Origin of the sequence: Amnibacterium setariae (genome assembly GCF_003581425.1) — a bacterium.
Taxonomy (GTDB): domain Bacteria; phylum Actinomycetota; class Actinomycetes; order Actinomycetales; family Microbacteriaceae; genus Amnibacterium; species Amnibacterium setariae.
In genome coordinates this window covers 1-20,151 of the sequence record NZ_QXTG01000004.1, presented here as the reverse complement: position 1 = coordinate 20,151, position 20,151 = coordinate 1, and the positions used below count along the sequence as shown (strand labels likewise).

The following is a 20,151-nucleotide window of genomic DNA, read 5'->3' as shown; positions in this document are numbered from 1 at the left end:
GACGCCGACGGTCGACGGGCTGCAGCTGGCGAAGCTGATGGTCGACGCGGACGTCGAGGCGCTCGAGCACGAGGGTCGGCCGTGGATCGACACCGTCAAGCTCGACTCCTGGACGAGCAAGAAGAACGCGGCCCTGGGCGTCGGCGCGTGAGCGACGCAGCCACCGACCTGCAGGGTGGCGTTCCCTTCACCCCGAAGTCGCTCGCCCGCTCCGAGCGCGTCTACGTGGCCGGCCATCGCGGTCTCGTCGGGTCCGCGATCGTCCGCAAGCTCCAGGCCGAGGGCTTCGAAGATGTCGTCGGTCGTACGTCCGCGGAGCTGGACCTGAAGGACCGGGACGCGACGTTCGCATTCTTCCGGGCGGCGAAGCCGAAGGTCGTCGTGCTGGCTGCGGCGAAGGTGGGCGGCATCCTCGCGAACAGCACCTTCCCGGTCGAGTTCCTGTCCGACAACCTGCGGATCCAGACGAACGTGATGGACGCGGCGCTGGAGCAGGGCGTGGAGCGTCTCCTCTTCCTCGGGTCGTCGTGCATCTATCCGAAGTTCGCGCCGCAGCCGATCAAGGAGGACACCCTCCTCACCGGGCATCTCGAGGAGACGAACGACGCGTACGCGATCGCGAAGATCGCCGGCATCCTCGGGGTCCAGTCGGTGCGCCGCGAGTACGGGCTGCCGTGGATCTCGGCGATGCCGACGAACCTCTACGGGCCGAACGACAACTTCTCGCCGAAGGGCTCGCACGTGCTGCCGGCGCTGATCCGGCGATACGACGAGGCGAAGGCGTCGGGATCCACCTCGGTGACGAACTGGGGGACCGGGAGCCCGAGGCGTGAGTTCCTACATGTGGACGACATGGCCGACGCCTGCCTGCACCTGCTGGAGCACTACGACGGGCCGGCCCAGGTCAACGTCGGCACCGGCAGCGACGTTACGATCCGGGAGATCGCGGAGACCGTCGCCGAGGTCGTCGGCTACACCGGCGACACCGAGTGGGACACGACGAAGCCGGACGGGACACCTCAGAAGCTGCTCGACGTCACCAAGCTCGCCGACGCCGGCTGGACCGCGCGCATCGGGCTCGCCGAAGGACTCTCGTCGACGGTCGACTGGTACCGGCGGCACGCGGATGCCTTGAGGGGCTGAACGTGCTCCACGAGACGGCTCGGCGGCTGGGAACAGCCACGAAAGATCCTTTCGATTTGACAACGAGTGCAGTCTCTGCGCATCGAGAACCCGAACGACACGGGACACTCGGCACCGGCGCGGAGCATCAGGGCGGCTGCACAGGCCTCGCTCGGTGCGCGCGACGATGGAACGAAGCGAGACCGTGATGAACGAGCCGGACGAGGGGCCGCTGCCCCGCGGGAACGACAGCGCTGGTCGCGTGCGCCCTGCAGGACGTGATGACGAGGACCTCCGAGCTCGTCCTGCGGCCCTGACGCTCGAGGGAGCACCGCTGGCCGAGCGCTGGTCGGTGCGCCGACAGATCGGCGGAGTGCCGTTCGTGGTCTCGACTCCGATCGACGCCGCGCGGGATCTCGCGGAGGCGGCCCGCACCGCGGACCGGGGCGAGCACGTGCACCTCCTGAACGCGTACTCGATCGCGCTCGCGGACCGGCATCCGGATCTCGCCGCTGAGGCGTTCGTCGGCGACGGCTGGAACCTCCCGGACGGCCGCCCCGTGTCATGGGTCTCCCGACTCCGCCGTGACAGGCCCGCGCTGCGGCAGATCCGCGGGCCGCAGTTCATGCTGGACGTCTGCGAGCAGGGCGTCGCGATCGGCGTGCGCCACTACCTGCTCGGCGCGACGCCGTCCGTGCTGGAAGCGCTCAGCGATTCGCTGCAGGAGCGGTTCCCCGGGATCCTCATCGTCGGGGCGGACTCGCCGCCCTTCAGAACGCCCTCGGACGCGGAGCTCGCCGAGCGTGATGCGCGGATCCGGTCGAGCGGTGCCGACGTCGTCTGGGTCGGGCTGGGCACGCCCAAGCAGGACCGCGAGGTCGTACGGCTCGCGAGGTCGCTGCCCGTTGCGGCGGTCGCCGTCGGAGCCGCCTTCGACTACGCCGCGGGCACGCTGCGCGAGGCGCCCGGCTGGGTGCGAGCGATCGGGATGGAGTGGGCCTTCCGCTTCGCGGTCGAGCCTCGCAGGCTCTGGCGGCGCTACCTGTTCGGGAACGCCCGGTTCATCCGTGCCGCCGCGGTGCACTGGTCGACGAGCTGACGCTGCGCGTCCGTCGAGCGCAGGTGCTCAACGGGCCGCTCGGCGACCCCGGGCGCCGGGCAGCAGGCCGTAGCCGGCCATGAGCCGGACCACGGGCAGCGCCGCGATCCGCTTCCGAGCGAGCAGAGCGACGCCGACCACTGCGACGAGGCAGATCGCCGTGTTGAGCAGAGTTGGTCCGACCCAAAGCAGGATCGTCGCGAGAACGGCCCAGGTGCCGACACAGACCGCTGCAGCGGCTGCGGAGCTCGCGAGCAGTCGGCGGCCGTCCAGGTAGCCCTTGCGCGTGCACAGCACGCCCTGCCACACCTGGCGGACGACGCTCGTCACGAGGATGCCCGCGACCGCCACGACGAGCGAGTGCGTCAGCACGATCGCGACGGCCAGCAGCCCCTGCAGGACGAGGAGCGCGATCTGAGTGCTCCACACCCAGGCGAAGCGCCCGACCGCTTCGATCGCGGCCGCGAGGATGGTGCCGACGGCCTGCACGGCGCCGGCGAACATCAGGATCGGCACGAGCACGCGCGCTGCCGACCACTGCGGACCGAGCAGGACGGTCACGAGGGCGGGTACCGCGAGGGCTCCGACCGCCGCCACCACCATCAAACCCCAGCCGGTGATGACGAGCAGATCGGTCCACACTCTGCGCGCCCGCTCCGTCCCTTCCCGGTCGTGCCGGAACTCGGGATAGATCGTCTGGATGAGCGCCGTCTGCACCTGCTGGAACGGGATGATCGAGATGACTTCGGCGCGGTTCCAGTAACCGATCGCGGACGGCCCGAGTGCTCCGGTCGCGACGATGCGCGTGACGTTGCCGACGCCGTACGACAGGACGCTCGCGACCGTCAGCTTCGCGCTGAAGGAGAGCTCGGCCACCGCCCCGCCGAGACGGCCGAGACCGAGATGCCGGCGGGAGGTCCACGCGCAGAGAACGGTGGTGAGCAGCTGGGCCACGATGGGAGAGACGAGCAGGCTGATGTCCGTCCTGCTGAGCAGCACCGCGACGACGCCCGCGCCCATGCCGGCCAGGGTGCCGATCAGCTGCTGCGCGGCCAGCAGGCGGAAGTGGCCGAGCCGGCGGACCAGCCCGGTGACCAAGCCGTAGAACGGCGCGGTGAACGCGCTGATGGCCATGACGGCGACCGCCGGAGTCGCTTCCGGCGTCGACCACAGACCCGCCCAGAGCGGTGCGGCGAGCCCGAGCACCGCGGCGGATGCCAGGCCGAGCAGCAGCGCCAACGTGCACAGGGCGTGGACGGTGGAGGGCAGCACCTCCTGCAGGCGGCCCACTGTCTGCCCGAGTCCTCCGGTCGCGAGCAGGGTGACGAGCGCCGTGATCGCGAGCGTGATCGCGTAGATGCCGAACTGCTCCGGCCCGACGAGCCGACTGGTGACCGCCGCGTACCCGAACTGCGCCACGACGCCGACGAGCTGGCTGCCGTAGGTCCAGGCCGCCCCGCTGGCCAGGCGACGTGCCGAGACCGGCGCGTCGGCCGGCGACCGCTCCTCGGTCATGCGGAACCGAGCCGGTCGGCGAGTCGGCAGGCCAGCGCCACGATCGAGAGCGTCGGGTTCGCATGCCCGCTCGTGGGGAACACGGACGCGCCGGCGACCCAGAGGTTCTCCACACCGTGGACGCGGCAGTCGGCGTCGACGACGCTGGTCGCGGGAGACGTCCCCATGCGCGTCGTGCCGATGTGGTGCGCGTTCGAGTTGAACCCGCCGTACATGTCGCGAGCGAGCGAACGGGTCGCCGTCGCCGCATCCTGATCCGGACGGAATCCGAGCGGGCCGAGGAAGCGCTCCATCGCACGATGGAACACCTCGACCGACGCGAAGTCGTCGCGGTGGAAGTCGATGTCGGGCACCAGCAGGGGGACGCCGTGGCGGTCGACCTGGTCGGACAGCAGGACCCGGCTGTCGGCGTGGGGGAGGTGCTCGGCCTGGACCGTCAGGTGGTGCGTCTTCGCCTCGAGCGGCGGCAGCAGCATGGGCAGCCGGTTGCGGCGTCCCCGCTGCAGGGACTGGGCCGCAACGCGCGGCCAGAACGACGGCGGGGCCGCGACGATCACGCGCCCGTAGACGGCCAGCTGCCGCCGCTGCTGCCAGAGCCCCTTCGGCGAGCGGAGGTGCCGCCGGACCAGCTTCACGGCTCCGATCGTCGCCGAGAGCGGGTCGAGGTGGACGGACATCCGGTGCACCGGCGGTCGCGCGATGAAGCCGATCACATTGCCCACGCGAGCGCTGCGCTGAGCGGTTTCGGTGAGCTGCCACCGGTGGCGCGCGTAGGTCTTGCCGATGCGGAAGAAGCCCGTTGCGCGGGGCAGCGGCTTCCCGGAGTAGGCGACGTAGGTCGCGAAGACGTGGCTCATGTAGTACCGACCGAGCGCGGGCAGGTCGGCCGCGAGCGCGGAGGCGAGGAGCAGGCGGGCGTTCTCCAGCGCCCCGGCGGCCAGCACGAAGCGGGCGCCGCGAACCAGGACCTCGCCGCGCTCGGTGGCGGCGCGCAGCCCCACCACCCGCCGGTCCGCGTCGAGCACGAGTCCGGTCACGTGATGCTCCGTGAGCACCGTCAGACGGGACTCCGTGGCCTGCAGAGACGTCAGTACCCGTGAGACGTCCGTCGGGGGGCTCCACAGCTCGATCGGGGAGCCGTCGATCTCCCCGTCCGTCCCGAGGACCGGGTCGGAGACGGGCTGGCGGAAGGGCGTGTCAGGGATCTCGAGCAGCCGTGCGGCCTCCGGGATCCAGCGGGCGAACTCGTCGTAGGTGATCGGCCATCCGCTGTCGGGGATCCAGTCGCGCTGCTCGAAGTCCACGGGATCGAGCGGGATGCAGCGCCCGCCCCAGGCCGTGCTCGTGCCGCCGAGCACGCGACGCCGGTTCTCGTGCAGGGGCTCGTGCCCCCAGACACCACGGGCCTCGTCCCCGGCGTTCAGCTCGCGATCGCCGTCACGCTCGCGCGTCGTTCCGCCGTCGACGAGGACCACCGTCCGACCGCGCCGGAGCAGCCCCTCGGCGACCGCGATGCCGGCGGGCCCTGTGCCGAGCACGACCACGGCGTCAGGCGCGACGACGACGTCAGGCGTCGGGCTGCTCACGAGCGGACCGCCTCGGCATCGGCGACCAGGTGGTCGGGGTCCCGCGTGCCGACGACGGCGACGGTCGGGGGTTGAGGACCAGCGGCGAGGGCTCGAAGCGCGACGACCGGGTCGCGGTCGAGGGCGGTAACGCGATTGACGACGACCTCCGTGCCGCGGTTGAGGAATCGGCTGCGCACCTCGGGAGCGACGGTGGTCCAGGCCTCCGCGGGCAGCTCGACCAGTCCGACGCCGTCGAGCCGCGAGACGAGGTCGACCGTGCTGATGTCGTCGACGGAGATCCCGACGTGATGGAATGCGCCCCGCGCGTGCAGCCGGCCGAGCACACGCAGCGCGTCGCCGGACTCCAGCACCTCGCGCGACGGATTGTGCAGGCAGCAGGCGTGCACGTCGAGCTGCGCGAGCCGCCGGCGGCTTCCCGCCCACGCGACCATCAACGAACTCGCGTCGAAGGCCTGCTGCGCACCCCGCTGGACGACCTTCTTCACCGGCTGGTTCAGGAGGCGGAGCGGGCCGGGGAGGTCCGGGGTGCGGTACCCGATCTTGGTGATCACCCGGAACGGGGAGGCCGAGTCGCGGAGCGCGGAAGAACGCCGCACCGCGCCCGCGATCGCCCGCTCGGCAGACCCGGCGCCGTAGGTGTCCGCCGTGTCGATGTAGCGGACGCCGGCCCGGTCCGCGGTCTCGAGCAGGCGGACCACCGCCGCGATCGGCGCTCGACGGCCGAGCGAACGCAGGGTGGACGTGCCGACGCCGATCTCCAAGTGGTGCTCCTCGCTGCCCGTCGTCATGCCTGCTCCATCGTGCCGGTCCGGCGGGAGCCGGCGACCTCGCGGAGCAGTGCGAGGTGCGCGGCTGAGGAGCGCTCCACGGCGTACGCCGCGGCGACCTCCCGTCCTGAGCGCGACATCCGCTCGCGTCGCTGGGGATCCGACAGCAGCTCTTCGACCGCTCGCGCGACGGCTCCGGGATCGCAGACGTCGATGGCGAGTCCCGCTGGGCGGACGACATCCGGAGCGGCTCCGGAGTCGGCACCGACGATCACGGGCAGGCCCGCGGCCATCGCCTCGACGAGGACGACGCCGAACGACTCCTCGCGGCTCGTGTGCAGGAAGAGCGCGGCGTCGCCGAGGAACGCCGGCACCGCGTCCGGATCGAGAGGGCCCAGGAACCGGACCCCGGCGGCGAGGTCGTGCTCTCGCGCCCAGCGGTCGGCGACGCCGCCCGGCTCGAAGTCCGGGCCCGCGAGGGCGAGCACCGCCTCAGGATGCGCCTGACGGACCGCGGGCCACGCCCGCAGCCCGGTCTCGACGTTCTTCCTGTCGGTGAACCCGACGTTGAGCATCGCGACGACGGGCCGGTGCGACGGCACGACGGTGGTGTACGCGGCAAGGTCGACACCGTTGGGGATGACCGCGCACGGCTGGCGGTACCAGCGCTGCACGCGGTCGGCGATGTACGACGACGGCGCCACGAGTGCCCCGCGGCGAGCCAGGCAGGCGACCTGCATGACCCAGCGGAAGTACCAGTAGGGGTGCCGGTTGAGCCTGGCGATCGCGGGAGCCCAGTCGTGCACGCTCACCAGCGCGGGCGCTGCTGCGGCGCGGGCGGCGAGGCCGAACTCGTAGGTCCAGTGGGCGTGGATCACGTCGGGCTCGGCGGCGTCCAGAGCTCCGGTGATGGCGTGCCGCTCCTCGCGGAAGAAGTCGAACGCGCGCGCGCGTCCTCGAGACCGGGAGGGCAGCACCAGCACCTCGAGACGTCCCGAGGAGCGTCGCACCGGCTCCGCGATGTCGAAGCCGGTGGTGATCGCCGTCACCTCGTGGCCGGCGCGGAGGTAGTCGAGCACGAGCTGCGAGGTGCCGGGGAACGGAAAGCCCGAGGAGGGGATCTCGCTGCCGAGCTCGGGCTCGAGCAGGGAGAGGGTCATCGGACCGGTCAGCGCGATGTGCATGTCCGCTCCCGTCCTGAAGGCGCTTCGACCGGGCTCATCCCGCGGTGACGGGTGCGGTCGTGAGGTCCCAGGCCGCCGCGGCGCGAGCCGGATCGATGCCGGCACCAACCGCGTTCAGCAGCGTCACGAGCTGATCGTCCTGGCGGAAGTGTCGCCATGCGAATCGCCTGGCCGCCTCCTCGGCGTCGACGCGCTCATCCGGGCTCGTGGTCGTCAGATAGCGGTCGATGCGCGTGACGAGGTCTTCCGGGGACGATCCGGTGATGAGGAATCGACTGGTCTCCGGGGGGAACACCGCGCCGTAGCCGGGATGCAGCGTCGCGGCGTGCAGCGAGCCGGAGGCGAGCGCGATCGGCAGCCGGTCGGAGAAGTAGCAGGGCTCTTCGGAGAAGTGATCCCAGTTCGCGCTGAGCCACGCGGTCCGCATCACTGCGGACTGCTGCGGGTAGGGGAGCGCGCCGCGTGCGGACGGTCCGGTCCACCCGTTCCCGTAGAGACCGAGAGCACGGCCGTGCCGCTGCTGCAGCAGCTCCACGAACCGGCGCCGGTCGGCGGCCGCCGGCAGCGGCCGCACACGGGCTCGGCTGCGGTTGGCGATCATCACGAGGTCGAGGTCGCGGACCGCCGGCTTCGGGGAGGCGTCGACGCGCGCGGGGTCGAAAGCGCTCGGCACCCACTCGACCCGCTTCGCTCCCGAGCGACGGAAGTTCGCGGCGAACACGCCCGCGCCGCAGGTGAAGACCACGTCGGCGCGACGACCCGCGGCGCGCGCGGCGGGCGGCAGCGGGTGGAGCCGCCGCGTGTACGGGTCGCCCTCGTGGTAGACCATCGAGGCCCCGTGCCGGAGTAGACGATCGATGTCGCCGTCGGTGAGGCCCGTGTAGCCCACGTGCTGCAGGAGGACGAGGTCGGGGCGGAACCGCTCGGCGGCGGCGAGCAGGTCCGCGCGGTGCGCGGCGGCATCGCCGCCGGCGCGGATGCGTCGTTCCAGGCTGAACACCTCGAGCTCGGCGACGGCGCCGATGGCGAGCAGGTCCGCGAACGCCCGTCGGAACCCGGACTGCAGCGCGTCGCCGATCTCGTTCGGCACCCACAGCACGCGCGGCGCGGCCATCAGGCGGTCACCTCCTGCGCTCGGTCCGTCCGTCGTTCACGGATTCCCGGCTCACCGCCGATGCCGTCGGTGCTCCGGACGACGGGGGAGGATCCGGCACTCGTGATGCCGAAGAGGGCGAGCAGGAGGAGCAGCGTAGCCGTGCTGCCCTGCGGGTTGAGCGGGGTCTCCGAGAGCAGGCGCGCTCCGAAGGCGACGAGCAGGGCGACCGACAGACCGGCGGTCGCGGCGGCGGCGCGGGAGGCCCCGCGAACGAGGCCGACGAGCACGGCGACCAGGCAGGCCATGCCGATCAGGCCGGTCCCGCCGAGCGTCTGCACGATCTGGTTGTGCGCCTGCCCCGCCGCGTCGAAGACCCCGAGGTACTCCGCCCGGTACTGGGCGTCGAGCAGGTTCGGGCCGTACCCGGTGAACGGCGAGAGGAAGAAGCCGGCGAGGGCCGCCTGCCAGATCGTCGTCCGGCCGGTGAAGGTCCAGAACTCCGGAGGGAAGAAGTCGTTGACGAGCTGCCGGTCGGTGACGGCGAACACGACGGCGCAGAGCCCGACCGTGATCGCGACGGCTCGGGCGGTGCGCCCGAGCCTCCCGGCGATCACGAGCAGACCGAGTGCGAGCGCGACCCAGCTGGTGGTGGACTGCGCGACGAGCATCGCGGCGAGCTCGGGTACGAGCCAGATCAGTCGACCGCCGCGCAGCTCGAGGATGACGGCGAAGCAGGCGAGGATCGCGAGCGTGTTCGGGTGGCCGGTGATGCCCTGGATGCGCTCGATCCCGAAGAGCTCCCGGCAGCACTCCGGGTCGTAGGCGATGGAGGGGAGGAGGGGGATCGAGGCGAGGCTGAGGACCACGATGGCCCGCAGGGCTCGCCGCAGCACGGTCACGAGCCACCGCCACTCGTAGCCGCCGTGCAGCACGAAAGGCAGCACGAGCAGCGGCGTGATGAAGTACTCCTCGGGAGGCGGGGCCGGCTGGTAGCCGATGACGCACGAGAGCAGCAGCGCCCCGTAGAACGCGACGACGGCGCCGAGCAGCAGCCCCTGCCCGCGCCGCGGGGTGCGGAAGGCCGACAGCAGCGCGACGACGCCGAGCGTCCAGGCGGCGATGGTGTTGCCGCGGGCGAGCAGCAGGCTGAAGCCGCCGGGCGTGCCGCCCGGGTACGTGAGCTGGATCACGGCGTTCACCGGCCCGCTGAGGTAGACGATTCCGGCGAGCGCCCAGTGGCCGCCTGCCTCGCGGCACCGCACCACCCACACCGGAGCGGCGATCACCGCCCAGAGGGCGAACGCGACGGCGACCCCCGCCGCGAGCAGGATCACGAGCGCGCCGCGCTCATGAACGCGCCCGCTCGCGGACCCGCGGCCGCTCGGCGTCGTCGGGCTGCTCCGAAGCGGCGGGCAGCTGGGCGCGTTCGTAGCTGTATGCCGCGGAGTCGCGTCCGGCGACCATCGTCAGCACGACTCCCAGCAGACGGCCGTCGACCTGAGCGAGGTTCGCGGCTGCGCGGCGGAGGTCCGCCTTGCGGGTGCGCCGTGAGGCCGCGAGCAGCAGCGCGCCGCCGGTCCGGCGGGTGAGGATCGCGGCGTCCGAGACGGGAACGAGGGGAGGCGTGTCGATGAGCACCACGTCGTATCGGGCCTCGAGCTGCTCGATCAGCTCGCGCATGGCCTCCGACTGGAGCAGCTCGCTCGGATTCGGCGGGATCCGGCCCGCGGGCAGGACGAGAGGCCCTTGCGGCCCGCCCCACTGCTGGATCGCGTCGTCGAGCCGCACGGTGCCGAGCAGGACGTCCGTCAGCCCGACGCGGTCCTCGAGCCCGAAGTATCGACCGACCTGGGGGCGGCGGAGGTCGGCGTCGACGACGACGACGGAGTGGCCGGCCTCGGCGGTCACCGCGGCGAGGTTCACGACGGAGAGGGTCTTGCCCTCGCGCGGGATGGAGGACGTCACGACGATCGACCGGGGGCGCTTGTCGAAGTCCAGGAACTCCAGGTTCGTCCGCAGGGTGCGGTACGCCTCGGCGCCGGGGCTGTCGTCGCCGCCGACGGCGACGAGGGGGCGCGAGGCCGCCCGCGGGTCCTCGAGGATCTCGCCGAGCACGGGAGCGGCGACCAGCGCGCCGGCCTCCTCGCGGTCGCGGATGCGGGTGTCGAGGCGGTCGCGCAGGACGGCGATGCCGAGCCCGACGGCGAGCCCGAGAATCGCGGCGATCCCGAGGTTGAGCGGGACGTTCGGGCTCGACGGCGTGCTCGGTGCCGTCGCGGGGTCGATGCGGGTCAGCACGACCGCGGAGGAGGAGGACCGGGCGTCGAGGGTGAGCCGGTCCACGGCGGACGACAGCTCGGTCGTGACGGCGTTCGCGATGGCGGCCGCCTGCGTCGGCGAGGACGCGGTCGCGGAGATGTCGAGCAGGGTCGTGTCGACCGGTGCCTGGGCGGAGACCTGCTCCTTGAGCGTCCCGACCGACTCGTCGAGGTCGAGCCGGTCGATCACCCGCTCGAGAACGTAGGCGCTCGTCGCGACGCCGGCGTAGCTCTTGACCGCCTGCTGCACGAAGTCGGCGCCCTGCGAGAGGTCGTTCACCGAGGAGTTCGTGGAGACGGAGACATACGCGGTGGCGGACGCGGAGTAGGAGGGGCGCTGCACGATCGTGTAGGCGGCGCCGACGATGATGAACACGGCGAGGACCATCACGATCACGGGCCAGCTCCGTCGCACGGTCCGGAGGAACTGGTGCAGGTCCAAGGGGTTCCTCCGTGCTCTCCTGGCGTTCGGGCGCCTTGCTCCGGCGCGCGTCCGCAGGGCGGCGGACGGCATGGGCGTCCGCGAATATAGCTTCCGAGCGCGCCGATCGGGGGCCTGCTGCCGTTTCGGATGCGTCACGCCTCACACCAAAGCGGGGGGTGCGAGCGGCTTCGAGGATGCGCGATCGTGCCCCGGACGGCAGGATACGAGGCGCATGCCTGCCGTCGCCCTGGTCTCGTTCACGATCCATCCCACCGCCGGGAGCGAGGCGGGTGTGGGATGGGCGTTCCTGTCGGCGGCGCTGGCGCTGAGGCCCGCGGTGACGGTCCACCTCGTGCTCGACGCCCGTGATGAGGATGCCGTCCGGCTGGGGCTGCAACGGCTTGCGGGGGCGGAGCGGGTGGTCCTGCACGCGGTAGCGGTACCCGGTCCGATCCTGCAGCGCTACGGCGACCGACGGACGAGGGAGAGCTACCTCGCCTGGCTGCCTGCGGCTCGTCGGAGGCTTCGAGCGATCGGGAAGGCGGAGCCGCTGACGGTCGCGCACCAGGTCACGTTCGCGTCGGCGGTCCTGCCCTCCGTCCTCACCGCGGGCGTCGCGGACCGGCTCGTCTGGGGGCCGCTATCCGTACCGGCGTCCGCGTCCGGCGGGGCCGGGCGCATCGCCGTGCTGGGCCGGGCCGCTGTGCGCATCGCCGGAGGGGTCGCGGCCAGGAACCTGCGGGTGGCCGATCTCGTCGTCGTCAACAACGACCACACCCGCGCCTTCGCGGAGGGGCTGGGGCACGCGGTCGCCGTCGAGCCGAACATCGTGGTCGAGCGGCAGCCCGGAGCCTTCGAGCGGGACGAGCGGTCGCTCGTGATCGCAGGCCACCTCGTCGAGCGCAAGCGGCCGTGGCTGGCGATCAGCGCGCTGCGCGATCCGCGGCTCTCAGGGGTCCGTCTCGACGTCCTCGGTGACGGGCCGCTGCGCCCGATGCTCGAGCGGCTCGCGCAGACGGAGGGCGTCGCGGACCGCGTGCGGTTCCACGGGGCGGTCGAGCGCAGCACGGCGCTCGAGGTGATGTCGCGCGCTCGGCTCCTGGTGCATCCGTCGTCGCGGGAGGGGTCGCCCTGGGTCGTCGGCGAGGCCGCCGCGTGCGGTCTCGCCTCCGTCGTCATGCCCGGCAGCGGTGCCGAGGCGACCGTGCGCCTGTGCGACAACGGTGGAGTGGTCGCACCCCCCGGCGAGGACCTGGTCGGGGCGCTCGCGGACGGCGTCGTCGAGGCGTTGAGGCATCCGGTCCCGGGCCCGTCGGATCGGTGGAGCGCTGGCCGGATGCCCGGCCTGCTCCGCCGCTGGTACGGGCTCGGCGACTAGTCAGCCCGTCGGGCTGCGGCGGGCGGCGTTCCGCAGGGCGCGCAGCCACCAGGTCGCGTAGCTCGAGGCGAAGAAGACGGGCCAGGTGCGCGGCCGCACCTCCTGCAGCACTCTCCGCATCGAGGCGGGATGCCCGCCGCCCTTGACCGACCGGAACCGGGCCCACTCCTCCCGCAGCGGCCGCCGCCGCTCCGGCGGGTGCGAGGGGCAGGTGCCGATCGGCGCGGGTGCGAGCAACGGCACGACCCCCGCGCGGTTCGCGCGCAGGCCGTAGTCGATGTCCGCGAGTCCGTGGGAGTAGGACCCCTGAATGCCGCCGATACGCCGGGCCGCCTCGACGGGCACGAGCACGCAGTTGCCGTTGAGCGTCGCGACCGGCTGCGCAGTGCCGTTCGGCTGCAGGTGACGGAACCGGAGCGGGTGCACGCCGGAGCGGATGTACCCGCCGTAGTTCACGAGCCCGGTCTCGGGGTCGGTCGTGGCGCCGACGGCGAGCCGGTCGGTCCGATCGTCGAGCACGTCGACGAGCATCGTCAGCGCCCCGGGTGCGAGCACGACGTCGTCGTTCAGCCACAACAGGTGGTCGCCGTCCCTGGCGTCCGCGAGCGCGTGCTGCTCCGCGGTCGCCATGCTGCGCGCCCAGAACGCGTCTCCGGCCCCCTGCAGCACCTCGAGGCGCTCCTCTGGGACGATCGCCCGCGCGGCGTCGGCCGTGCCGTCGGTGGAGCCGTCGTCGTAGAGCACGACCCGGATCTCGAGCCCCGCCGCCGCTCCCGCTCCGAGGAGCGAGCGGAGCGCGCGCTCCGTGAGGGCCCGTCGGTTGTAGCAGGCCAGCAGCGCGGTGATCATGAGGCCTCCGTGGCGGCTCGCGCCGCTCGCTCGATGCCGCGGACGTAGCCGTCTGCGGCCGCCTGCCAGGAGTACCGCTGGACGTGCTCCACCGCGCCCGCGGACAACCGCTGCCACGCGGTCTCGTCCTGCAGCAGCCCGGTCACGGCGTCGACCCAGCGGTCCTCGTCGAGCGGTACCACGAGGCCGTCGAGCCCGTCGCGGATCAGCTCGCCGGCCGCTCCCGCATGCGGGGAGACGATCGTCGGCGTGCCGGATGCAGCGGCTTCGTTCGCGACGAGCCCCCACGGGTCCCACAGCGTCGGGAAGAGGAACAGCTTCGCGGACGCGTACATCGCGGGGAGGCCCGCCTGCTGCACGAAGCCCCGGAACTCCACATCGAGCCGCGGGTGGCGGGCCGCCTCGTCGCGCATCGCCTGCTCGAGGTCGCCGGAGCCGACGACGAGCAGCCGGACCCGCCGCCCGAGGCGCTCCGCGGCGCGGGCGGCGACACGGATCGCGAACAGCGGGTTCTTGACCTCGGTCAGCCGTCCTGAGAAGAGCAGGTCGTAGGGGCGGGAGTCGGGTCCGCCGCCCTGGAAGGCGCTGTTGTCGACTGCGAGCGGCGACCAGAACACCTCGTCGTCCTCCGCGCCGAAGGTTCGGAACAGCTGCAGCGTCGAGTCGCTCGGGCCGACGTACGCGTCGGTCCAACGATCGGCGAGGCGGCGCACGAGGCGGTGCACGGCCGTCAGCGTCCGCTCCGACTCGAGCGTGCCGTCGATCTGGCACACGACCCGGGCTCCGGTACGCCTGGCGAAGGCGAGCACGAGCAGGTCCGTGACGTTGTAGCCGTTGGTCACGACGACGTGGGGCCGGATGCGGGCGAGCGCGCGGCCGACGCCCCAGTTCACGTGGACGTACTTGTTCTCGCCGAGGTCGAGCACCCGTTCCTTCAGGAAGACCGAGGGGGCGTTGCCGACGGGCACGTCCCACTTGCGGTTTGGCTCGCGGCGGCTCGAGTAGACGACGGTCAGGTCGATGCCCGGCTGCTGGGCGATCAGGTCGAAGACCGGCACGCGGTACGGAGTCGGCATCTTGTGCACGAGCGCGACCCGGAGCGTGTCCGGGCGTCGGCGGGCGGGGGAGGAGGTCATCGGGCGGGGGCCTCTGCGGGTCGAGTCGGGCGGAGGACGCGGGCCGGGTTCCCGGCCACCACCGAGCCGGGCGGCACGGACCGGGTCACGACGCTACCGGCACCGACCACGCTGCCGGCGCCGATGGTCACGCCTTTCAGCACGATGGAACGGGCGCCGATGAAGACGTCGTCCTCGATCACCACGGCATCCCGGGGCTTCGGCGCGGGCACCGGCGCGCGGTGACGGGGGATCGAGTCGATCGGGTGGAAGTCGGTGTCGGTGACGATCACGTCGGCGCCGAACAGGACCCTCGCACCGACGCGGACGGAGTGCGCGGCGCAGACGGTGCCGCCCGACAGGCCGCTCTCCTCGCCGATGACCAGCTCGGCCCCGGGCAGCAGGGTCCGGAGGATCGTCGGCCGGGAGACGCCGAGCGCGGTCCATCGGCTCGAGGACACGAGGGTCACCCCGCGTTCGAGCGCGATGCGGGAGTCGGGCGCGCGCGAGACGAGCGGCACGCCGAGCAGGACGGCGCCCGGGCCGACCTCCGCTCCGGCACGTCGGAGGACGAGGCGCGCCCGAGGCGCCTCGAGCAGCCGGTTGACGACGACGTCGCGGGTCCTGATCATGCGTGCACTCCTCTGGCGTCTCAGATGCCGATGGCCTCGGATCGAGCGGTCTCGATCCACAGCCGCTCGCGCGGGTTCCAGCCGAAGGTCACCGCGGTCCTGGAGTTCGCGGCGACCGTCTGCGGAGCGGCTCCGCCCGCGAACCGGCACTCGGCGGGCCAGCGCACGGCGCGAGCTCCGCCGCGAGCGACGAGCTCCACCGTGAGACGCTGCCCGGCGGTCGACGGGGCGTTCGTGATCCGAATCGTGACCTGGCCGTCCGAGAGCGTACTGGTGCAGTGGTTGCACGCGGCGGCGTCGACGGTCACGACGCCGTTCACCGGGTCCGCCTGCGAGAAGGCCTCCAGCAGCGCGCCGTCGGCCGCGATCCCGGACCGGGTCTCCTCGGCGGCACCGACCGCGAGCAGCGGCGCGCGCGTCCCCGAGGCGCGGGCAGGGACGAGCCGCAGCGCGCTCGTGTCGGGCGCGGCCGGGCTGATCCGCACCGGCCAGGTCGTGGAGCCGTCCGGTTCGAGCACCTTCGCGCCGGCGGTCGGCCCTTGCAGGAGCGCGACCTCCTTCGGGCGCCGGACTCCGAGCACGCGAGGGCTCGAGGTCGGCGCCTCGCCGGACATCCGGAACACCGAGTTCAGGAACGTCCCCCCGATCCGCAGCCCGTCGATGAGGACGGGCTCCTCGGACGTCCGCGCAGAGGAGTACTCGATGAACGCGGCGGTGCCGCCCTGTCGCTGCTCGCCACCGGCGATCACGTACCCGTCCCGCACGACCAGGCCCTCGGCGGGCGTGCCGAACGGGCCGTCGCCATGCATCCAGATCAGCCGAGGCGTGAGGCGGCCGTTCCCGCCCGAGTTCGTCTCGAACCACGTCGCGCCGTCGATGACGAAGGTGCCGGAGTAGAAGGCGCCCGGGGCGTCCACGGGCAGGCCGTACCGGGTCGTGCCGGAGGTGGGGCCCGCGATCGTGACCGCAGCGACGGACGGGTCCTCGAAGGAGGAGGCGCCACCGATGTGCCACTGCGGGGCGCCTTCGAACACCGCGCCTTCCCGGCACTGCGAGGCGTCGGTCTTCGAGATCTCGACCTGCTGGCTGCCGGGGCCGAAGTAGTACCCGGTGTCGCACAGGTAGAAGTAGGAGTCGCGGATCGTCGTGAAGTCGGAGCCGTGGGCGCCGCAGAAGCCGACCTCGAGGCCGGTGAACATGCAGCCGCTGATGCGGAGGCCGCCGCTGCCGTTGTCCTGGATCGCGCGGCCCGTGCGGCGGCCCTCGGTGGAGCCGCTGCGGTGCACCGGGTTGATGAAGTGGAGGTCCTCGAACGTCCAGTCCGTCGCCGTCCCCTGATACAGGTCGCTCGAGGCGCCGGCGGGCGCGAGCTGCAGCCAGGGATCCTTCGCCGCGGACACGAGCAGCGAGGAGAACCGCCCTTCCCCGGTCACCGAGACGCCGGCCTGCTGGAACGGCTGCAGCGACGTGAACAGGAATGCCCCGCGCGGGACGTGGACACGGACGGCCGTGACCTGGAGGCGCCGCTCCGGCGCGACCCCCGCGGCGGCCGCCTGCGCGGCGGTGAAGGCGTTGTCGAGCGCCTTCGTGTTGTCGGTGCCGATGACGGCATTGGTGTTCGGGCCGCCGTCGGCGCGCGAGGCGGCGCTCGCAGGGCCCCGTAGGACCGCGCTGGTCGAGGAGGTCACGGTGTCGATGACGCCGGTGCCGACCCCATCCTCCGTGGTGCGCCAGAGGACGGTCTTGCCGCGGTCGCGCTCGGTCGAGGTGAACGGCGCCGTCGCGGAGTCGATCACGGGGGAGCCGGCCCGGACGACGAGGTCACCGAGCAGGACGGCGTCGCCCTTCGCGCCGAACTCGGGTTCGGTGACGTCGAGGACGGTGGTCCGAGCGGCGCTCCCCGTGAGCGTCGCTCCCGCGTAGGGGTCGGCTGAGGGCGCAGGGATCAGCGTGCCCACCTTCGCCGCTCCGGCCACGGCGAGGGCGGTGCCGAGCACGAATCGACGGGTCGCGGTCACCGGGCCGGGTCTCGGGGCGCCGTCCTGCTCGGGCGGAGCGGTACGGATCGGGTCCTGGTCCACGCAGCCATACTCGCCCGACTGCCGGGCCGAGCGGCGGTCCTGCGCAGATCGGGGCCGGGAAGAGCCGGGCGCCTCACCGCAGGCGCGCGTTTCGCACGAGCATCAGCGCGTACTGCTGGTACCAGTGCCCGGGCTCGGGGCCGCCGTTGCAGTCGCCGTCCGAGCCGCCCGGATTCTTGATCCAGAGGTAGGCGTCGAGGTGCTTGACGTTCGTCCGTGTGGTGGGCGCGTGCCCGAGCCCCTTGTTCGCCGGGTTGCACCACTGCGCGTTCGTCGGCGCCTTCCCGTTGCGGGAGGTGTCGATCACGAAGTTGCGGTGCACGCGTGCGGTGATGGCGTTGCCGTACTTCACCAGCTCGCTGTTCGGCCGGAAGTTCGAGACGTTGAGGCTGAACCCGGAGGCGCGGCTGATGCCGGACGCCTTGAGGCGGGCAACCGCGGTCTTCACGTCGAGCCACTTGGAGTGGCCGATGTCGATGTACGCCCAGGAGCCCTGCGCGCGCACCTGGTCGACCGCGTACTTGACGAGCGCGAACCGCTCCTTCTGCTGCTTCACGGGGAGGCAGGAGGCCATCGCGACGGCGTCGGGTTCGACGATCACGATCGCCTTCTGCTTCGCGAGGCCGCGGACGAACCCGCGGACCCAGGCGCGGTAGCTCGTCGCGGTGGTGGGGAGGAAGCCGTCGTCCCGGCCGCACGTGCGGTTGGGCAGGTTGAACATGACGAGCTGGGCGAGCCCCTTCTGCGCGGTGGCGCTCGCCACGATGCGGGAGACGAGGTCCTGCGCCTCGGCCGGGCTCTGGCCGCCGATCCAGTTCGCGGAGGGGCGCTTAGCGATCTGCAGCACCGCGGAGCGCGTGGCGGCGCTCAGCGTGGGGCCCGCGGTCTCCAGCTGCTGCACCGCGGTGTTGTGCAGGTCGAGGGCCAGGGGTCGGCCGAACCGCCCGTAGGGCCGCGGGTCCGACCAGGAGTACCCGGACGGCGCGGCGCTCGCGGTACCGGTCCAGATCGGCGCGGCGGCGACGGTCATCGCGACGGTGAGGCCGGCGAGCAGGCGGGTCGCGATGCGGGACCGGCGCGGCACGCCGACACGGTAGGTCGACGAAGGAGCATCGGTCGGGAAACGCGCCGGAGCGTCCGTCCGCCCGAGCCGTTCGACGGTCGATGCCTCGCCCTGTTCCTGCGCCACGCGCTCTCCTTCGGTCCTGCACGCCCGGAAGGGCGTTCTGCGGGGATCGGGGGAGTCGGTCGGGTCGCCGTGGGTACGGCTGATCCAGTATCCCGGCGTGCTCGTCGGGGATCAACCGGAGCGGGCCCCCAGATCGCGGGGATTCGGCGATCAGGACGCGCATGCTGCGCGCTCCGCCCCTGCCCGAGCGGAGCGGCACCCCTACACTGACGCGGATGGTCGCCGGGGGAGTGCGCAGGGGACGACGGGTCGCCCTCGTCGTGCTCGTGGTCGTCGTCGCGCTGATCGCGGTCGCGGCAGCCGCTGGCGCGGTGATCAAGACCCGGGATGACGCACGTGCTGCGCAGCGGTCCGCCGCGGAGTACACCCCGCCGCCGCTGACCGATCCCACGCCCGCCGCTCGCCCGATCGTCGCCGTCGTCGGCGACGACAGCACGAGCGCGGCCGGCCCCGGCGTGAGCCAGTCGGAGCGATGGACGGCGCGGGTCGCGGCGCAGCAGGACGTGGACGTCCAGACCTTCGCCTCGGCCGGGTCGAGCTACCTCTCGAAGGGATCGGACGGTCGAACGCTCGCCGCGCAGGCCGCCCGCGTGCCGAGGAACGCTGCAGTGGTGTTCGTCTTCGGTGGTGCCCGCGACGCGACCGCGACGCCGCTCCGGGTCTCTCGCGCGGCGAGCCAGACGATCTCCACCGTGCAGGCGAGGGCGCCGCAAGCCGTCGTCGTCCTGGTCGGGCCCGTGCTGAGCGGAGGGACCGACGCGCTGACGGTCGCCGATCTCCGCACGAACCTGCAGAACGTCGCCGGCGCCTTCCAGATCCGGTTCGTGGACCCGGTGCAGCAGGCCTGGCTGAACAGCACGCCCTCGTCGGGCAGTCGCCTGACCGAGTCGGACGAGCAGGTGCTGGCCGCGCGCTTCGGCACGATCGTCGCGCAGCTGCTTCCCGCGAACTGAGTCGCCGCGGCCCGCCGCTGCGCGCGCGTCGCCCCGCCGGCCCGAGCGCCGTGAAGTATCGACCGGGCGCCGGGGCTTGCCGCCATGTTCGTATCAGGTGTTCAATCGCCGCACCCACAACGACGTGGCGATGCCGGCTCGTTCGGCGAGACGTCCTACCCAGAAAGCTCACCGCGATGGCGCTGACCCTGCACATCCCGCATCGACGGATCCAGACCGATCCCACTCGCTCTGCAGCGCGGACGAGGCGACGGACGGAGCGTCGACTGAAGCGTGCGCTCCACGCCTTCATCGACGGCGGCCGTCTCCGCGCGCGTTGACGCCGTAGGACGAAACTCACCGATTCCCGGGGGCTCTGACGCCGCGTACTGCATCGATCAACTTGTGAGAGCCTCGCAGCCGTTCGCTCGTTTCCGTTTGCTGAGGTCTAGCGGGATCGATGCGAGCGAGCTCGAGGGCGGCTCACGATGAACCGCTGTAGGCGCGAGAAGGAACGTCCGCTTCGTGCGTCATAGCGCGACTGCGCTACAGGGGCCATCGAGCTTCGAGCGGCTCGGCCTCTTGGTCGGTGCCTCGACCCGGCGCGTCCTCTGGCTCAGGAATTCCTTCGGTCTGGTGGGTTGGCGTATCTCCTGGCACGATGAGGGGAGTCGTGTCCGAGGTAGTGCGCGTCGACCCCAGCCCTCACACCATCTCGGAGTTCCTATGCCGTTCAAGAAGGTCGCGTTCATCACCGGGATCACGGGCCAGGACGGTTCGTATCTGGCGGAGTTGCTGCTGTCGAAGGGGTACGAGGTCCACGGCCTGATCCGTCGTGCGTCGACGTTCAACACGGCGCGG

Annotated in this window: 17 protein-coding genes; 5 read left to right on the top strand and 12 right to left on the bottom strand. The window is 72.2% G+C overall.

Going from position 1 to position 20,151, the window contains the following annotated elements:
* Positions 1-168 precede the first annotated feature (168 nt).
* Entirely contained in the window at positions 169-1,143 is a 975-nt protein-coding gene (locus tag D1781_RS17290; RefSeq protein ID WP_119483778.1) for a GDP-L-fucose synthase family protein, read from the top strand.
* Between the two features lie 361 nt (positions 1,144-1,504).
* The gene (locus D1781_RS17285) at positions 1,505-2,221 is read left to right on the top strand and encodes a WecB/TagA/CpsF family glycosyltransferase (protein WP_199706741.1); all 717 of its coding nucleotides are present in this window, start codon (positions 1,505-1,507) and stop codon (positions 2,219-2,221) included.
* A 27-nt stretch (positions 2,222-2,248) separates the two neighbouring features.
* Here the strand turns inward: D1781_RS17285 and D1781_RS17280 are convergent, their stop codons facing one another.
* Genes D1781_RS17280 through D1781_RS17250 form a run of 7 tightly spaced genes read right to left on the bottom strand, consistent with a single transcriptional unit; the run spans position 2,249 to position 11,132 of the window.
* Entirely contained in the window at positions 2,249-3,736 is a 1,488-nt protein-coding gene (locus D1781_RS17280) for an oligosaccharide flippase family protein (RefSeq protein ID WP_119483775.1), read from the bottom strand.
* On the bottom strand, positions 3,733-5,322 hold the full coding sequence (locus tag D1781_RS17275; protein WP_119483774.1) for a GMC oxidoreductase: 1,590 nt from the start codon (positions 5,320-5,322) through the stop codon (positions 3,733-3,735). Before D1781_RS17275 ends, D1781_RS17280 begins: the two co-directional genes overlap by 4 nt.
* Entirely contained in the window at positions 5,319-6,113 is a 795-nt protein-coding gene (locus D1781_RS17270; RefSeq protein ID WP_119483773.1) for an aldo/keto reductase, read from the bottom strand. Before D1781_RS17270 ends, D1781_RS17275 begins: the two co-directional genes overlap by 4 nt.
* Positions 6,110-7,276, bottom strand: coding sequence for a glycosyltransferase family 4 protein (locus D1781_RS17265; protein ID WP_119483772.1), 1,167 nt, complete (start codon positions 7,274-7,276; stop codon positions 6,110-6,112). The genes D1781_RS17270 and D1781_RS17265 overlap by 4 nt, the downstream gene beginning before the upstream one ends.
* A 34-nt stretch (positions 7,277-7,310) precedes the next feature.
* Positions 7,311-8,390, bottom strand: coding sequence for a glycosyltransferase family protein (locus D1781_RS17260; protein ID WP_119483771.1), 1,080 nt, complete (start codon positions 8,388-8,390; stop codon positions 7,311-7,313).
* Complete coding sequence (locus D1781_RS17255) at positions 8,390-9,706, bottom strand: O-antigen ligase family protein (RefSeq protein ID WP_119483770.1); 1,317 nt, start codon at positions 9,704-9,706, stop codon at positions 8,390-8,392. Before D1781_RS17255 ends, D1781_RS17260 begins: the two co-directional genes overlap by 1 nt.
* Before the next feature lie 13 nt (positions 9,707-9,719).
* Positions 9,720-11,132, bottom strand: a complete 1,413-nt coding sequence (locus D1781_RS17250; protein ID WP_158590163.1) for a polysaccharide biosynthesis tyrosine autokinase — start codon at positions 11,130-11,132, stop codon at positions 9,720-9,722.
* 214 nt (positions 11,133-11,346) lie between these two features.
* Here D1781_RS17250 and D1781_RS17245 point away from each other — a divergent pair, with 214 nt between their 5' ends.
* Positions 11,347-12,492: a glycosyltransferase gene (locus D1781_RS17245; RefSeq protein WP_158590162.1), complete on the top strand. Its 1,146-nt coding sequence runs from the start codon at positions 11,347-11,349 to the stop codon at positions 12,490-12,492.
* On the opposite strand, the gene D1781_RS17240 is transcribed toward D1781_RS17245, so the two are convergent.
* The 5 genes from D1781_RS17240 to D1781_RS17220 all read right to left on the bottom strand — a co-directional run bounded on the left by D1781_RS17240 (position 12,493) and on the right by D1781_RS17220 (position 18,253).
* Positions 12,493-13,341 carry a glycosyltransferase family 2 protein gene (locus tag D1781_RS17240; protein ID WP_119483768.1) on the bottom strand — a complete coding sequence of 283 codons (849 nt, stop codon included), beginning with the start codon at positions 13,339-13,341 and terminating at the stop codon, positions 12,493-12,495. It lies immediately after the preceding gene.
* Positions 13,338-14,477: a glycosyltransferase family 4 protein gene (locus tag D1781_RS17235; RefSeq protein ID WP_119483767.1), complete on the bottom strand. Its 1,140-nt coding sequence runs from the start codon at positions 14,475-14,477 to the stop codon at positions 13,338-13,340. Before D1781_RS17235 ends, D1781_RS17240 begins: the two co-directional genes overlap by 4 nt.
* The gene (locus tag D1781_RS18145) at positions 14,474-15,088 is read right to left on the bottom strand and encodes an acyltransferase (RefSeq protein WP_119483766.1); all 615 of its coding nucleotides are present in this window, start codon (positions 15,086-15,088) and stop codon (positions 14,474-14,476) included. Before D1781_RS18145 ends, D1781_RS17235 begins: the two co-directional genes overlap by 4 nt.
* 20 nt (positions 15,089-15,108) lie before the next feature.
* Entirely contained in the window at positions 15,109-17,169 is a 2,061-nt protein-coding gene (locus D1781_RS17225; RefSeq protein ID WP_147392147.1) for a hypothetical protein, read from the bottom strand.
* Between the two features lie 73 nt (positions 17,170-17,242).
* The gene (locus D1781_RS17220; protein ID WP_119483764.1) at positions 17,243-18,253 is read right to left on the bottom strand and encodes a glycoside hydrolase family 6 protein; all 1,011 of its coding nucleotides are present in this window, start codon (positions 18,251-18,253) and stop codon (positions 17,243-17,245) included.
* Between the two features lie 320 nt (positions 18,254-18,573).
* On the opposite strand from D1781_RS17220, the gene D1781_RS17215 reads away from it, so the two are divergent.
* A complete protein-coding gene (locus tag D1781_RS17215) occupies positions 18,574-19,311 on the top strand; it encodes an SGNH/GDSL hydrolase family protein (protein ID WP_147392146.1) in 738 nt (245 codons plus the stop codon).
* Positions 19,312-20,016: 705 nt separating this feature from the next.
* Positions 20,017-20,151, top strand: a 135-nt coding sequence (locus tag D1781_RS17210) for a GDP-mannose 4,6-dehydratase (RefSeq protein ID WP_119483728.1), incomplete at its 3' end; no start/stop codon positions are given.

Coding starts and splice junctions, on each gene's coding strand:
- D1781_RS17280 (WP_119483775.1), bottom strand. CDS start 3,736: ATGACCGAGGAGCGGTCGCCGGCCGACGCGCCGGTCTCGGCACGTCGC.
- D1781_RS17270 (WP_119483773.1), bottom strand. CDS start 6,113: ATGACGACGGGCAGCGAGGAGCACCACTTGGAGATCGGCGTCGGCACG.
- D1781_RS17265 (WP_119483772.1), bottom strand. CDS start 7,276: ATGCACATCGCGCTGACCGGTCCGATGACCCTCTCCCTGCTCGAGCCC.
- D1781_RS17260 (WP_119483771.1), bottom strand. CDS start 8,390: ATGGCCGCGCCGCGCGTGCTGTGGGTGCCGAACGAGATCGGCGACGCG.
- D1781_RS17245 (WP_158590162.1), top strand. CDS start 11,347: ATGCCTGCCGTCGCCCTGGTCTCGTTCACGATCCATCCCACCGCCGGG.
- D1781_RS17240 (WP_119483768.1), bottom strand. CDS start 13,341: ATGATCACCGCGCTGCTGGCCTGCTACAACCGACGGGCCCTCACGGAG.
- D1781_RS17235 (WP_119483767.1), bottom strand. CDS start 14,477: ATGACCTCCTCCCCCGCCCGCCGACGCCCGGACACGCTCCGGGTCGCG.
- D1781_RS18145 (WP_119483766.1), bottom strand. CDS start 15,088: ATGATCAGGACCCGCGACGTCGTCGTCAACCGGCTGCTCGAGGCGCCT.
- D1781_RS17215 (WP_147392146.1), top strand. CDS start 18,574: ATGGTCGCCGGGGGAGTGCGCAGGGGACGACGGGTCGCCCTCGTCGTG.